Raw genomic sequence first — 14960 nt, 5'->3', positions numbered from 1 at the left:
TCAATTTAGAGTTTCTAGATAGTAATTCTTGACTTAGGTTGATCAAGAACTTATTGTGATAATTGATTAATACAATTTACGTAATCTATTGTAATTGAACTAATTGGTGTATGTAATTAATGTTCTTTGCATAAAAATGTGTCCGTTGACGCATAATGTTTTATATTAGATGCAATATTTTCTTGATAAAATAAAAGAAACGGAAAAATTGAATATACTCGAGGTAAAAGGAATAACTAAACGATACGCAAATCATACGGCCCTTAACAATGTCTCTCTATCGGTTCCAGAACAATGCATATATGGTTTATTAGGACCAAACGGAGCAGGTAAAACATCACTTATACGTTCAATTACACAGATTATTACTCCAGAAGAAGGAGAGATTTTCTTTAATGGTAAACCTCTATCTCCAGAAGATGTATATGCAATGGGGTATTTACCAGAGGAACGAGGTTTGTATAAGAAGATGGGAGTAGCAGAGCAAATTTTATATTTAGCTCAATTAAAAGGTTTATCTTCTAAAGAAGCAAAGGAGCGTACTAAATTTTGGTTAGATAGATTAGAACTAAAACCTTGGTACAAAAGTAATGTTGAAGACCTTTCTAAAGGAATGCAACAGAAAGTACAGTTTATTTCTACAGTAATACACGAGCCAAAATTATTAATTTTAGATGAGCCTTTTTCTGGTTTTGACCCTGTGAATGCTCAATTAATTAGAGATGAAATTTTTAGGTTGAGAGATTTAGGAGCTACTATTATTCTATCTACTCACAGAATGGAATCTGTAGAGCAATTATGTGATAGAATTGCTTTAATAAATCAATCTCAAAAAGTACTAGAAGGAACACAGTACGATATAAAAAGTGCGTATAGAAATAATCAGTTTGATTTAACTACTACCACTCCAGTTACAATAACCCAAACACCTCATGAACTTGTTACAGCTTCAGAAAAAGTTATGTACGGTTATAAACAAACAATACGATTGCATTCTGCTAGCCCAAATGATTTATTAAAAGAGGCAACTGAAAAATCTACAGTAATAGGTATGCAAGAGAATATACCTAATATGCATGATATTTTTATTGAGGCGGTTCAGAATGGAAATGTGAAGACAGTAGAAGAAAAAGTAAATGAATAAGATATTACTAATTATAAAAAGAGAATATATTACTAGAGTAAGGAAAAAATCCTTTATAGTAATGTCTATTCTAGGACCTTTATTAATTATTGGCTTTTACGGAATAATTATTTGGGCAAGTATCTCTGAAGGCGAACATAAGGAAATTGCTGTTTTAGATGAATCAAATTTATTTGAAGATGCATTTGATCAAGAAAATTCTGCATTCTCTTTTGTTAAAATAGAAGGAGGATTAGAGGCAGGGAAAGAGAGCCTAAATAATGGGTACATTGATGGGATATTATATATTCCTGCATCTTTTACAGAAAAAAATACCGATGGTGTACTTTTATTTGAATCGAAAGGGCTTGGGGCAAAGGCTGTTTCTGATTTACAAAGAAACTTACTTTCCAGAGTAAGAGATTTACGTTTACCACAATTAGGAGTAACACAGGCTCAGCTGAATAAATTAGAAGAAAGAATTCCGATTAGAACCATTAGTTTAACCGAAACGGGAGAAGAATCTGACAGTAATGTGGCGATATCTAGTGTAGTGGGTATTGTAGGAGGTTTAATAATTTACTTCTTTGTGTTTATGTATTCTACTATGGTAATGAAAGGCGTATTAGAAGAAAAAACGAGTAGGGTAGTAGAGGTAATTGTTTCTTCGGTAAAGCCATTTCAGTTAATGCTAGGGAAAATAATTGGTGTAGGTGCTGTAGGTTTAACACAGTTATTATTATGGATAATACTTGGAGCAATCTCTGTAACTGTTTTAGCCAACTTTGTTGAAATACCATACGAACAAATACAAGAAGCAAAAGTTGCTCAAATGCAGCCTGTAGGTCAACCTCAACTAGAAGTAGATGGGTTGTCAAAGGTGTATTATATGATGCATAATTTTGATTTTATAGGCACAATCTTAGCATTTATCTACTATTTTATATTTGCTTATTTAATGTACTCCTCATTATTTGCAGCAATTGGTGCAAGTGTAGATAACGAAACAGATTCGCAACAATTTATGTTGCCTGTAACAATGCCATTAATTTTGGCTATAGCTTTATCCGGAGGAATCGTATCAGACCCACAAGGAAGTTTGGCTTTTTGGTTGTCAATAATTCCACTTACATCTCCAGTTGTAATGATGATCCGCTTGCCATTTATTGGTTTTGGGTACGAGGTTATTTTATCTATGGTCTTGTTGTTTGTTGGTTTCTTAACAGCACTTTGGGTAGCAGGTAGAATATATAGAATTGGCTTACTTACTTACGGTAAAAAACCAACATATGGAGAAATTTTTAAATGGATGTTTAGAAAAGATTAAGAGTTGTTTTAATGCTTGAATGAAACAAAAAAGCTGATTTGTATGTTTATAAACGTAAACGAACAGCCGTTTTATATTTAGAAGCATTATAAAAATGATAATACTTGATTTAATACATAAATTTTAAATTATTTAAAGGCATTTTCCTTTTGAAAAGGGAAGATGCCTTTTATATTTGCAGTTGATTTTAAAGGAAAAATTTTAAACTTATCTTTCCAAATTTTATTATGGAATTATCAGTAGTAGTACCAGCAGCGATTGTGGCCTTTACGGTCTTAATGCTGTTCTTGGTTTTAGTACTCCTATTCGCACAGATGAAGTTAGTGCAAAGTGGTGACGTAAAAATCGTTTTAAACGGTGATGAGTCAAACCCAGTTGTTGTGGCAGCGGGTTCTACACTTTTATCTACACTTTCAGCGCAAAAAATATTTTTGCCGTCTGCTTGTGGTGGTGGTGGTACTTGTGCGATGTGTAAATGTCGCGTTACAGATGGTGGTGGAGATGTTCTCCCTACCGAAGTAGGTCACCTTAGCCGTGCCGAACAACACGAAAACGTCCGCCTTGCATGTCAGGTTAAAGTAAAACAAGACATGGAAGTAGAAATACCAGAAGAAATCTTCGGAATCAAAAAATGGGAATGTGAAGTTATATCTAACTATAACGTAGCAACTTTCATTAAAGAATTCGTAGTTCAACTTCCAGAAGGTGAGATACTTGATTTTGAAGCTGGTGGATATATTCAAATTGACGTTCCTGAAGTAACAGTGAACTTCAAGGATATGGACATTACTGCTCACCCTCGTATGGGTAAAAAGGCAGACGAATTCCAACCAGATTGGGATAAGTTTGGTCTTTGGGATCTTAAGATGGTAAATGAGGAAGAAATCTTCCGTGCTTACTCAATGGCTAACCACCCTGCAGAAGGAAACATCGTGATGTTGAACATCCGTATCGCAACTCCACCATGGGATAGAGCGAAAAACGGTTGGATGGATGTAAATCCAGGTATCTGTTCTTCTTACGTGTTCTCTCGTAAATTAGGTGATAAAGTTACAATTTCAGGTCCTTATGGTGAATTCTTCATCAAAGATACTGGTGCTGAAATGATTTATGTAGGTGGTGGTGCTGGTATGGCTCCAATGCGTTCGCATTTATTCCACTTATTCCATACTTTAAAAACTGACCGTAAAGTTCAGTTCTGGTATGGTGGACGTTCTCGTCGTGAATTATTCTACGAAGAAGACTTCCAAAAAATTGAGGATGAATTCCCTAACTTCCGTTTCTACAAAGTTCTTTCTGAGCCTTTACCAGAAGATAATTGGACGAATAAAACAAGCATGGAAGACAGAGAAGGTGATGGTTTCACTGGATTTGTACACCAAGCACTTATCGACAATTACTTAGGTAAGCACGAAGAACCAGAAGAAATCGAATTCTACTTCTGTGGACCTCCAATGATGAACGCAGCAGTAATTAAGATGACTGATGATTTCGGTGTACCGAAAGAAAATGTATTATTTGACGACTTCGGTGGTTAATCAAATGCATTAATTATAGATATTAAGAGAGGTTATTCTTTGGGATAACCTCTTTTTTTATGTTTTATTGATTTTTAACGGAATTACTGTCACCAAAACTCCTCTTAAGTTGTTTTATATTTGAATGGTTATTCACTTAATTAAATTCTACCAAGAATATGTATACAATAACTGTAAGAGATAGGGAAGAAGTTTGGAATACAATTACCCACGCAATAGGAGTTGTATTAAGTAGTATAGGCTTAATTTTACTTTTAGTTAAAGCTAACTCTACATTAGAATATATAGTATACATCATTTTTGGTGTAAGCATGATAAGTTTATATTTATCATCTACTATGTATCATTTAATTGCAGATAAGCATATAAAAAGTATGTTGCAGAAATTAGATCATAGTGGTATTTTCTTTTTAATTGCGGGTACTTATACACCTTTTGCCTTTTTAGCTTTAGAAAATAAAGGTGGTATGTGGTTAGGTATTGTGGTTTGGTCAATTGCGTTCTTGGGAATGACTTATAAGTTATTTTTCAAAATTAAGTACGAGTGGTTATCAAATGTTGCTTACTTAGCAATGGGATGGGTAGCTGTTTTTAAAATGAGTGAATTGCATACTGAATTGGCCAATGGGTTTTGGTTGTTGATTGCAGGTGGTATTGCCTATTCTTTAGGTGTTGTCTTTTTTGTTTGGGAAAAGTTAAAATACAATCACGCCATTTGGCACTTGTTTGTTCTTTTAGGAAGTGTGCTTATGTTTTTAAGTATTTACCTTTATACTTAAGGGAGGTAGAATATTAAACAACTAAGGCCACTCCAATTAATGAAGCAGCCCTACTGATGTGAATCGATATAATATTTTTATCTAAGAGATGTAAGTCTCAGAGTATCAAAGTATAAATTATGAATGCCTAATAACTAAAAAAAGGAGTAATTTACCTGTATAATCAGCTTAAATACTTCGTTAAAGAAAAACTATTATTTGAATAATATAATTTTATTAGCATTTAAAGCCAATTAATAATAAGTCATCTAGTTGTTTTTGTTCTCCTTTCCATTCTAGGAACGTAGTTTTCATTACCTCTTTTTGTTCAGCCATAGATAGAGTAGATGTCTTGCATAGCTTTTCAATAAGTTGTTTTCTCATGAATTTTTTATTCTCTGGCCCACCAAATTGATCTTGATACCCATCTGAATAAATATAGAAGCGGTCACTTGGTCTAATTTCAATTTTACTTTTATCGAAGGTGATAGCTGTTTTCTTAGACGATCTATTTCCGCCCACATGTCTATTTGTTCCTTTATAAAAAGTAGGTTCTTGATGACTAATGATTAGTAACGGGTTCTTAGCTCCAGAAAATTCTAGGTGTGTTTTACTTGGGTTTATTACACAAATAGAAACATCCATTCCTTCTCTAGAATCTGTATTTCTTCCTTGATGTAAAGCTTTTGATATATAATTATCAATTTTTTGTAAAATAATACTAGGGTCTATTTCGCCTTCTACTTGCACAACCTGATGAATGAGCGCATTACCCATCATAGACATAAAAGCGCCTGGTATACCATGTCCTGTACAGTCTAAAGCGGCTACAATAATGTGTCCGTCTTCTTTTTTTCCTACCCAATAAAAATCACCAGACACAATATCTCTTGGTTGGTAAAACACAAAGTAATCAGAAAAAACATCTTCAAACTCAGATGTAGTTGGTAACATTGCATTTTGAATCTTCCAACCTGCCTGAATACTTTCTTCTGTCTTTTTATTTTGATATTGAAGTTTTACAAGTGTTTCTTGAAGTTGATCTGCTGTGGTTTGAATCTCAATATTTTGTTCAGAGATTTTTAAATTCTGTGCTTGTAGGGTTAGGTTAGTTTTTTTCTTTTGTTTGGCAACTCTAAACTGCATAATGCCCATAGAACTTATAAATACTACAATTAATATTAAGGCAATACCAATCCAATATTGTTTAGAAATCAGAGTTCTTTGTAGTAAGTTTTTCTGTTCTAATAATTCTATTTTTTGTTTTGCAGATTTTTCCGTCTCCTTTAATAAATGACTTAAATACGAACGGTCACTTTCTAAGTTATTTAATTTCTTTTTCTGATTATCAAGATAGTTTTTAAGTAAAAATGCGGCCTCTTCTTCATCAAGAGTGTTTATACTGTCAAGAAAAGAGTAATGCATTTTAAGTTCAGAAAGAGCATTCCTTAAATGGTCAAGTTCTTCTTTATCTGGGTTGCCAAATAATTCTAATTCCTCTTTTACAGCAGCATTATACTGGCTTTGAGACAATTCTCCTCTATAATATTTTAATGAGTTCTTATATGATAATGCTTCAGCATAAAAATCTCTAAAATTTAGAACATCATCTAAACTCTTGTAGCTTTCTAGAATATGGTAAGAGTCTTTTAAAGGAGAGAGTATTGCAACTGCTTCTACAAAATACTTATAAGCTCTACTTAAATTATTTGAACGGAGATATGTTCTCCCTAAATATATTTTGGCAATACCTTCGTAAAACGTTCTCTTTTTCTTTTTAGAAGATGTAATTGTAGCGATAAAATATTTTTTTGAGACTTTAAAGTTGGGCTTTTCTATAGTATAAGCAATCCCTTTACCAAGTGTACTTAAAATATAAGAGTCCGTAATTTTTTTATCTTCAGAAAGTTGAATTGCCTCATTAAAATAGGCTAATGCTTCTTTTTGTTCGTTAATAGAAATATATAAATAGGCATTATTTAGCATACAAATACTTTCTCTTTCGTAGAGTTGTAAATCATGAGCTAATGTTTTTGCTTGATTAAAACATTCTTTAGCTTTCTGATAATTTAAACTTACCCTATATGTACAGCCTAAATCCATTAAGAGGTCTACTTTTTCAGTCTCATCTAACGATTTTTCTGCAAGACTAATGGCTTGTAAATGGTAATCGATGGCTTGATCGAAAGTAGAGAATTTTCTAAAAATGATTGCCTTTGTATTTAAGGCATTGGTTAGTGCTACTTTATTATTTATCCTTTTGGCCACCTTTATTGCGTCATTTACTAATTTAAATGGAGGTGTATGCTTAGAAGGGTTTCTTTCTGTCTCAATAATAGCCATTGAGGCAAGAATGTTTACTTTATCCTCGTTATCGGGCATATTGTATACTTGCTCAATTCTAGAGCTTTCTACCTGATCCGCGTATACGAAAGTAGATATGCTCAATACATTTAATACGAGCATAATTTTGATTAAGAAGGATAAATATGTTTGCAATACGTAATTGTGTTAGTATAAATAATTTACTAGCACAGTTAATAGCAAAGATTCAACCAATTTTCAATTAAACGTTTTCCAACAACATCGGTAACTTCAGGATGGAATTGTACCCCATACCATAAACGTGTTTTATGTTTCATTACTTCATTGTTACAGGAACGAGAATTAGCAAGTAGTTCAAATGCACTTGTTAATGAGACGCTTTCGCAATGATCTTCTTCAAACGCACTGTGCTGTGGGATATTAGTGAATATTTTATCGTTAGGTTTTAGTTGTTGTATTACTTCTTTCTCACGTGCTTCTGTAGTTAAAGTTACTTTTCCTCCTTCTAAAACCCCTAGCATTTGATGCCCAAAACAGATACCCAATACAGGTACATTTAAATGAAGTAAAAATTTAAGTTTTTGAATATATATACCATTGTCAACTTTTGAAAGTAAAATAGGAGCACCACTAATAATGATCTTATCTACATCTTGGTAATCTTTTTTGGTTAGTTGTTCAAGTTCAATAGTTTTATTTTTCAATCCTAAACTTGTCAATAACTCACCAATGTGAACGGTTTTACTACTGCCACAATTAATAACTAAATGCATCATAATCTTTTTTTTGAGTGAATATAAAAAAGGTTGCAATAAAAATATTTATTACAACCTTTGTTTTTGTAAATAGGATTCTAATTTATTTGAATCGCTCTGTTTTGATATGACAATATGGGGTTTTGTTTTTCTTGAAGTAATACATTTGGTGATACTCTTCCGCATCCCAAAAAGTAGAAGCTTCTGTAACTTTTGTTGCTACTTTATATCCATTTTCTTCTAATTCAGCAATTAATTTCTCTGCAATTTCTTTTTGATTATTATTAGTATAAAATACTTCAGATCTGTATTGTGTACCAACATCAGGACCTTGTCTATCTACTTGTGTAGGATCGTGTATTTCGAAGAATAATTTTGCTAACTCTTCATAAGTAACTTTTGATGGGTCATAGGTTACTTGTAATGCCTCTGCATGCCCTGTATCTGTGTAACAGACCTCTCTGTAAGAAGGGTTGTTCTTTTTTCCTCCAGTATAGCCAACTTCTGTTTTCAATACCCCTGGTAATTCAGCAAAGTAATATTCTACTCCCCAAAAGCACCCACCAGCAAATATTGCAACGTTCTCTTCTGCAACAGTTACAGGTTCAAAATTTAAAGATACTGAGTTAACGCAATGTCTTACATTTTTATCTGTTAGGTGTTCTCCTTCAAAAACATGACCTAAGTGAGCATCACAGTTAGCGCAAAGAATTTCTGTTCTTCTACCATCAGCGTCAGTTTTTCTTTTTACAGCCCCTTCTATTTCGTCATCAAAACTAGGCCATCCACAATGTCCATCAAACTTATCTGCAGATGTATATAATGGGCTATTGCAACGTTTACAAGTATATGTTCCCTCTTCAAAATGTGCATTATATATTCCAGTTCCAGGTCTTTCTGTTCCTTTATCTACAATTACATATTTTTCAAAGTCTGTAAGTTTATTCCAAGAAGGAAGTTGATTTTCCATATTTTGAGCGTATATAAATTGACAACTAATTGTGACTAATAGTAATATGAGTAACTTTTTCATAATGTATTCTTCTTTCTAGGTTTATGTAGTGTTTCTTATAATCTACTGCAATTTTAAGAAAGTATCTATCCACCAAATGTGAAACGGGTCACATTTGTTTGAAATATGGCTGTATTTAACACTATTTTAATTAAAAAAAGACTCAAATAAAAAAAGCCATTTCAGTTAAGAAATGGCTTTTTAAAAGTTGATTACTAGAGATAGAACTTATTCTGTACCTAGTTCAACAAGTTTAAATCCTTGACCGTGAACATTTACAATACGTAAATTATCATCAGGCTTTAAGAATTTTCTAAGCTTTGTGATATAAACGTCCATACTTCTTGAGTTGAAGTAGTTATCATCTAACCAAATTTTCTTTAAGGCTAAAGATCTATCCATAATTTCGTTCTTATGAATAGCCAATAAACGTAATAATGCAGATTCTTTAGACGTTAAACGTTGTTCTGAACCATCATCATTGTAACGTAGCATTTGAGCATTGAAATCAAAAGTAAATTTACCGACTTCGAAAATCGTTTGTTTTTCTTTTGAATCTGTTTTACTCTTAGTTCTTCTTAAAATAGATGTAATACGTGCTAAAAGCTCTTCCATAGAGAAAGGCTTAGTAATGTAATCATCTGCTCCAACTTCAAAACCTCTTAAAGTATCTTCTTTCATAGACTTTGCAGTCAAGAAGAAAATTGGAATATCAACGTCAGATTTACGGATTCTTTCAGCTAATGTATACCCATCCATTTTAGGCATCATTACATCAAAAATACATAAGTCATGATCTCCATCTTGATATGCCCTTAATGCTTCCTCTCCGTCTTGTGCGCGAGTAACATCAAAGTTTTTAACTTCTAAATACTCTGTAAGTAACATTCCTAAATTAGGATCGTCTTCCGCAAGTAAAATTCTAGTTTTGTCCATCTTGAGATATTGGTAGTTGTATAATAAATTCACTTCCTTTTTCGAGTTCACTTTTACACTTTATAGTGCCGTTGTGAGCCTCTACAATATTTTTGACATAACTTAAGCCTAAACCAAAGCCTTTTACATTGTGTACATTTCCTGTTGGCACTCTGTAAAATTTATCAAAAATCTTACTAATATGTTCTTTAGGTATTCCTTGTCCTTCATCCTTAATCCTAATTTCAAGCATATCTTTTTTACAGACTGCTGAAAGATCAATTTTTGGTGTATCCGGAGAATACTTATTTGCATTATCTAACAAGTTAAAAATAATATTAGACAAATGTAACTCATCTCCTTTAACAATTGTATCACCAGCTGCCCAATTGAAAGAAAGTTTACCTCCACGGTCTTCAATCTTTATCAATGTGTTATCAAAAGCGGTTTGCATTATTTTATGCATATCAACTTCAACTTTACGAAGTTTCAAATCTCCTCTTTCAATTCTAGCAATTTGTAATACTCTCTCTACCTGACGACTAAGGCGTTGATTTTCATCTTTTATAATACCTAAATATCTACCCGTTATACTTGGCATTTTCTGAACATCTGGGTCCATTAATGCCTCTGTAGCTAATGCCACAGTAGATATTGGGGTTTTTAACTCATGCGTCATATTACTTATGAAGTCATTCGTTATTTCTGAAATACGTTTCTGTTCAATAATTGTTCGGGCAGCAAAGACGAAAGTAAGAAGTGTTAACAAAATAAATCCTAAAGATGAAAATAAGACAAACCTCATTTTACTGATTAAGAACTTATTTTCTTGTGGAAATTGCAGGTATAATGTGTTAGAATTATCAAAAATATCTTTTGGAAATAGTGTAATATGATAATTACTCTTAATTATTTCTGCATTTTTTTCGACGTTACTACTCATAATAACCGTCTCTCTATCGCCTTCTTTCTGAACAACAGCAAATTCATAATTTGTTTTTATGCCTTTACTTTCCATTTCTTGTACTAACAATGAGTCGAGCATTTCAAAGTTGACACGATCTTGTAGCATTGTGTTCTCTGCCATAATCATTTCAGAAACCACTTGGTTAACAAGATCTGTTTTCTTCATGATAAGGTCCATAGCAATGTCCAAACGCTTTCTAGCAGTAGAATCGTTCGTAATGTTACTTACTAACGTTGACCCTGCATTTGTAGAATCATTGATACCATATTTTGATCCTTCGATATCAGATAATACTGTTTTAGTTGCTGTTCCAGACTTTTTAATTTCAGCCTTTTCCTGCACTTTATAGGCAATACCTTGCTTTGCCAATTTATCAGAACTTATTGTCTGACTTATATTAATGTTTTGTTTACTAGTCCAATAAGCCTGTTGTTTGGCCGAATCATAATGAACAGCGACATTACTATTGGTGACAGAAATATCATCAAGAAATCTTTTAGTTACTTGAAGTACCTCTTGTTGTTCCAATCTTTTTACAACATTGGTAAGTGTTTCCCCAATTTCTTGCTCAAAATGTCCTTTACGTTCTGTAATAGCTTCTTTAATCCAATAGTACTGGAGAGATGCTAAACCAAACATTGCAATACACATAAGTGTAATGATGGTTATGAGTCGTCTTCTTGTCATATTATATTCTTTATATCTATAGATATAGTTGATTTCTCTACTCGGCTTCTAAATTACAACTTATTCTCCTTGATACAAGATCCTTTATTTTATAAAAAGGTTGATTTTAAATAAAATTATTTTTCGATATTTTCATAGTAGGAGATAGCCTTTTTAAAGTAAGTGATTCATAAATCAACTTGTTGCAAATAAAACGAATGTTTTACAGTTTATTTAGCTTTTAACATATCTTATTTTAAAAGTAATTATTTTGTTCTCACAACACTGATTACTTAAAAAAATATGAAAATTTTTGTGGAATTTTTTGATAAATTTTCATTCATTCTAAAAAATCACTTAACTGTTTTTATGGTATATGTTATGAGTTGCATTTGTTTACTATTTATTACAAATATTAAACATTTTTCACATTCCTTAAAAAAGGTTGTAATGCATTGTTTTTTAGTGATTTGAGTTGTTTTTTTACTCGAATTTAAATTTGTTAGCAATTCATCAATTGAAAATACTAGAATTACGAATATGTAGTTTGTATTATTGTAATGACATCGAGGTTATGTAATGATTTAGATGTTGTTTATAAGCGAAAATAGCTCAGCTGGTAGAGCGCAACCTTGCCAAGGTTGAGGTCGCGGGTTCGAACCCCGTTTTTCGCTCTCATAGTAGAAAGTAGCAATGAGAAATAGCGAAAAAGAAGGCATGTTTTACGTGCCTTTTTTTTATGTCTATAGTTTTCTAACGTCTTGGTAGTTTCCTGATGGCATTAAAAGTAATGCAGGGAAAATATCGGCAATATGTTTTGCGGCTTCTAAAGGCTTAGGCATTGCATCTGTTCCTCTTGCGTCTTTTAACCTACCAACGCTAGGAAACTCAGCACTATTTACATTACATAGGTAATCTTGCATTGTGGTGTCTATAAGGCCAGGAGCTAATGCTGTAAAGTGTGTTTTTGTTTGCTCTACTGCATACAACTTTACCATCATGTTTAAAGCAGCTTTGGAAATAGAATAGCCCGACCAGCCTTTGTTTCCATTTATTGATGCTCCCGAAGAAATAGCAATTACTTGATTTACTTTAATGCCTTGCTTAAAAATGGCATCAAGTATTAATTTATTGGCCCAAAGATTTACATTTAATACCTCATTCATTTCTTCTATAGAAGCATCTTCCATACTTTCTATTTTACCGAGTACACCAGCGTTTAGTATCACTAATTGAATTTTGGTTACACCTTCTAAAGCAGCGGTAACTTTACTTTCAATTTCAGCTAATTTAGTAAGGTCAACTTCGTTGTAATGAAACTTATCAAAAGCATTTAACACGTCATTTGAAGAACGACTAATTCCATAAACATCATCACTTTTATCTAAAAAGTATTCTGCAAACCCATAACCGAGTCCCCTGCTTGTACCTGAAATAAATATATTACTCATTTAAATTGCCGTTTTATTTTTTAATTTTTCTTCAATATTTTGATAAATCATTTCAGCATGAACCCTTGAGTTTTCAATAAACCAAGAGTTTGTTTTCATGCCACCGCATACAACGCCTGCCAGATAAAGGTTTTCAATATTGCTCTCATGCGTTTCGTCATTATAAAATGGTTTTTTTAACGCATCATCAGATAATTGAATACCAATTTTTGACAGGAATTTAAAGTTAGGTTGATACCCTGTCATGGCTAAAACAAAATCATTTGATATAACAACCTCATCGTCATTTTGGATAGATTGAATAGTTACTGTTTTTGCAGTGATATCAGTAACACGACTTTGGAAGTAGCACTTAATACTTCCTTCCTTAATTCTATTTTCAATATCTGGCTTCACCCAATATTTTACTCTGTCGCTTATTTCAGCATCTTTAATAACTAATGTTACATTTGCACCTTTTCTATAGGTTTCAAGTGCAGCATCAATTGCAGAATTTGCACCTCCAATTACAGTAACATCTGTAAAGGCGTATAGGTGAGGATCATCGTAATAATGCTTTACCTTTTGTAGTTCTTCACCTGGGATATTCATTAAGTTTGGAATATCATAAAAGCCAGTGGCAACAACTATAGTTTTAGCAAGATAAGAACCCTTTGAGGTCGAAATTGTAAATAATGCATCGTTATTGTTTTCTTTTTGAACATTAATAACTTCTTCAAAAAGGTGAACATTAAGATTCCAAGTAGTTTGTACTCGTCTATAATATTCTAAAGCTTCTCTTCTTATTGGTCTATGATTGTTAGATACAAAAGGAGCTCCTCCAATTTCTAATTTCTCTGAAGTGGAGAAAAAAGTCATATTAACAGGATAATTAAATAAAGAATTAACAAGGCATCCTTTTTCTAAAATAATATGGGATAACCCTTTTTTCTTAGCTTCTATACCACAAGCTAAACCAATAGGTCCGCCTCCGATAATTAATGTATCATAGATTGTTGACATTATTCAATTATTTTTTTTCCTTCATTTTGATTAAATCGATTTTACGTTTAACCTGTTCCATGTACTCTTTGTTTTCGAGCATAGAGAACCCAAAATCGTTTATAGAAAGTGCAAGGTCGATATGTTCTGTCTCAGTAAGGTTATCAAAAGTAGCCGACATTTGTACTCTTCTACCATCTTTAAAAGTACCATACAATGTAATTGATACAGAATTTACAGTAGAGTAGACTAAACGACCACAGTGTTTGTAATGTTCCTGAATTATTTTAGAAGTCATTAAAGGAGCCTCTACAGCTTTTTCCCATTCTGTAGCCATGTTTCCTTCAAAAATAGTTCTTTCGTTTATTTTCTGAAGTAATAAATTATAATCGGAAACAATACCCATTGGTAGTCTATCTGTTAATAATGTTGCGTATTTTTTATGTTTATCAGAGCGAAACCTAAAACTACTTTTAACTAATCCGGAGTGATCATTAATTAAAGTATCGTACATAGAAAATGTATGTGCCCTAAACTCATTAAGATTTTCGTTATTCACTCTATTTATAAAAGTAGTTTCATCTTCCTGAAATGGATTATGTGCATAAATTATTGCAGAAGAAATAGGGAATAGTGCTGTTGTATTATACATTTTAAAAGTTTGAACAGCAGAAGATAGAGAATCTACACCTAAACGAGTCATTAAATAATCTCCGTTGGCATCGTTAGTAAACGTGAGTAAACCGCTTACAATTTCTCTCATTCTAACCTTATTATTCAATAATCTTCTTGTCTGATTTAAGTAGTCTGACCAAATTGTCATCTTGTTACTATTGGCATCAAACTTTGATATTTCTTTTAAAGGAACCCTTTCTGTTGGAGAAAAATTGCCGTTTTCAATCTGTCTTACATATTCTAAAGCATACAACCAATACACCATTCCTCCAACCGAAGAAAGCTCATTGTCTTGCCATTTGATTAACCTTCCGAGATTATCATAATATGTTAAGTGAAATTTTTTTGGGTTCTTCTCCATAAATTCTAAAAAATAAGGAGGAGCGGTAATGTCTTCTTGTGCAAAACAAGCAGTACCGAGTAGTAGGTATGTTAGAATACTTAGTAAATATGTTTTCATATTACAA

At 32.5% G+C, this 14960-nt stretch carries 12 protein-coding genes and 1 tRNA gene; 5 read left to right on the top strand and 8 right to left on the bottom strand.

What is annotated here, in order from left to right:
- The first annotated feature begins 169 nt into the window (after nt 1–169).
- From KM029_RS06935 to trhA, 4 genes are all read left to right on the top strand, one after another.
- A complete protein-coding gene (locus tag KM029_RS06935; protein WP_144072579.1) occupies nt 170–1144 on the top strand; it encodes an ABC transporter ATP-binding protein in 975 nt (324 codons plus the stop codon).
- Complete coding sequence (locus KM029_RS06930) at nt 1137–2450, top strand: ABC transporter permease (protein ID WP_144072578.1); 1314 nt, start codon at nt 1137–1139, stop codon at nt 2448–2450. The genes KM029_RS06935 and KM029_RS06930 overlap by 8 nt, the downstream gene beginning before the upstream one ends.
- Nucleotides 2451–2677: 227 nt before the next feature.
- Nucleotides 2678–3988, top strand: coding sequence for an NADH:ubiquinone reductase (Na(+)-transporting) subunit F (gene nqrF / locus KM029_RS06925; protein ID WP_144072577.1), 1311 nt, complete (start codon nt 2678–2680; stop codon nt 3986–3988).
- A 158-nt stretch (nt 3989–4146) separates the two neighbouring features.
- Complete coding sequence (gene trhA, locus KM029_RS06920; protein WP_144072576.1) at nt 4147–4767, top strand: PAQR family membrane homeostasis protein TrhA; 621 nt, start codon at nt 4147–4149, stop codon at nt 4765–4767.
- A gap of 216 nt (nt 4768–4983) precedes the next feature.
- Here trhA and KM029_RS06915 read toward each other — a convergent pair whose 3' ends face one another.
- The 5 genes from KM029_RS06915 to KM029_RS06895 all read right to left on the bottom strand — a co-directional run bounded on the left by KM029_RS06915 (nt 4984) and on the right by KM029_RS06895 (nt 11407).
- Nucleotides 4984–7212 carry a SpoIIE family protein phosphatase gene (locus KM029_RS06915; protein ID WP_144072575.1) on the bottom strand — a complete coding sequence of 743 codons (2229 nt, stop codon included), beginning with the start codon at nt 7210–7212 and terminating at the stop codon, nt 4984–4986.
- A 71-nt stretch (nt 7213–7283) separates the two neighbouring features.
- Entirely contained in the window at nt 7284–7847 is a 564-nt protein-coding gene (locus KM029_RS06910; protein WP_144072574.1) for a glutamine amidotransferase-related protein, read from the bottom strand.
- Nucleotides 7848–7929: 82 nt separating this feature from the next.
- Entirely contained in the window at nt 7930–8796 is an 867-nt protein-coding gene (locus KM029_RS06905) for a bifunctional methionine sulfoxide reductase B/A protein (RefSeq protein ID WP_205125420.1), read from the bottom strand.
- A gap of 270 nt (nt 8797–9066) precedes the next feature.
- On the bottom strand, nt 9067–9774 hold the full coding sequence (locus KM029_RS06900; RefSeq protein ID WP_126611779.1) for a response regulator transcription factor: 708 nt from the start codon (nt 9772–9774) through the stop codon (nt 9067–9069).
- Complete coding sequence (locus KM029_RS06895; RefSeq protein ID WP_144072572.1) at nt 9761–11407, bottom strand: sensor histidine kinase; 1647 nt, start codon at nt 11405–11407, stop codon at nt 9761–9763. The genes KM029_RS06900 and KM029_RS06895 overlap by 14 nt, the downstream gene beginning before the upstream one ends.
- 580 nt (nt 11408–11987) lie before the next feature.
- Here KM029_RS06895 and KM029_RS06890 point away from each other — a divergent pair.
- Nucleotides 11988–12060 (top strand) — tRNA-Gly (locus KM029_RS06890).
- 69 nt (nt 12061–12129) lie between these two features.
- Here KM029_RS06890 and KM029_RS06885 read toward each other — a convergent pair.
- From KM029_RS06885 to KM029_RS06875, 3 genes are read right to left on the bottom strand one after another with little or no spacing between them, the layout of a single operon-like run.
- Nucleotides 12130–12837 carry an SDR family NAD(P)-dependent oxidoreductase gene (locus KM029_RS06885; protein WP_144072571.1) on the bottom strand — a complete coding sequence of 236 codons (708 nt, stop codon included), beginning with the start codon at nt 12835–12837 and terminating at the stop codon, nt 12130–12132.
- Entirely contained in the window at nt 12838–13839 is a 1002-nt protein-coding gene (locus tag KM029_RS06880) for a YpdA family putative bacillithiol disulfide reductase (RefSeq protein WP_144072570.1), read from the bottom strand.
- Between the two features lie 7 nt (nt 13840–13846).
- The gene (locus KM029_RS06875) at nt 13847–14953 is read right to left on the bottom strand and encodes a hypothetical protein (RefSeq protein WP_144072569.1); all 1107 of its coding nucleotides are present in this window, start codon (nt 14951–14953) and stop codon (nt 13847–13849) included.
- Between the last annotated feature and the right edge of the window lie 7 nt (nt 14954–14960).

Origin of the sequence: Flammeovirga kamogawensis, from assembly GCF_018736065.1 — a bacterium.
Lineage (GTDB): Bacteria > Bacteroidota > Bacteroidia > Cytophagales > Flammeovirgaceae > Flammeovirga > Flammeovirga kamogawensis.
This window is presented reverse-complemented; position numbering and strand designations above follow the sequence as displayed.

What these genes read in the sequence shown, in the direction of transcription:
- KM029_RS06935 (WP_144072579.1), top strand. Translation starts at nt 170, where the DNA reads ATGCAATATTTTCTTGATAAAATAAAAGAAACGGAAAAATTGAATATA.
- KM029_RS06930 (WP_144072578.1), top strand. Translation starts at nt 1,137, where the DNA reads ATGAATAAGATATTACTAATTATAAAAAGAGAATATATTACTAGAGTA.
- nqrF (WP_144072577.1), top strand. Translation starts at nt 2,678, where the DNA reads ATGGAATTATCAGTAGTAGTACCAGCAGCGATTGTGGCCTTTACGGTC.
- trhA (WP_144072576.1), top strand. Translation starts at nt 4,147, where the DNA reads ATGTATACAATAACTGTAAGAGATAGGGAAGAAGTTTGGAATACAATT.
- KM029_RS06915 (WP_144072575.1), bottom strand. Translation starts at nt 7,212, where the DNA reads ATGCTCGTATTAAATGTATTGAGCATATCTACTTTCGTATACGCGGAT.
- KM029_RS06910 (WP_144072574.1), bottom strand. Translation starts at nt 7,847, where the DNA reads ATGATGCATTTAGTTATTAATTGTGGCAGTAGTAAAACCGTTCACATT.
- KM029_RS06905 (WP_205125420.1), bottom strand. Translation starts at nt 8,796, where the DNA reads ATGGAAAATCAACTTCCTTCTTGGAATAAACTTACAGACTTTGAAAAA.
- KM029_RS06900 (WP_126611779.1), bottom strand. Translation starts at nt 9,774, where the DNA reads ATGGACAAAACTAGAATTTTACTTGCGGAAGACGATCCTAATTTAGGA.
- KM029_RS06895 (WP_144072572.1), bottom strand. Translation starts at nt 11,407, where the DNA reads ATGACAAGAAGACGACTCATAACCATCATTACACTTATGTGTATTGCA.
- KM029_RS06885 (WP_144072571.1), bottom strand. Translation starts at nt 12,837, where the DNA reads ATGAGTAATATATTTATTTCAGGTACAAGCAGGGGACTCGGTTATGGG.
- KM029_RS06880 (WP_144072570.1), bottom strand. Translation starts at nt 13,839, where the DNA reads ATGTCAACAATCTATGATACATTAATTATCGGAGGCGGACCTATTGGT.
- KM029_RS06875 (WP_144072569.1), bottom strand. Translation starts at nt 14,953, where the DNA reads ATGAAAACATATTTACTAAGTATTCTAACATACCTACTACTCGGTACT.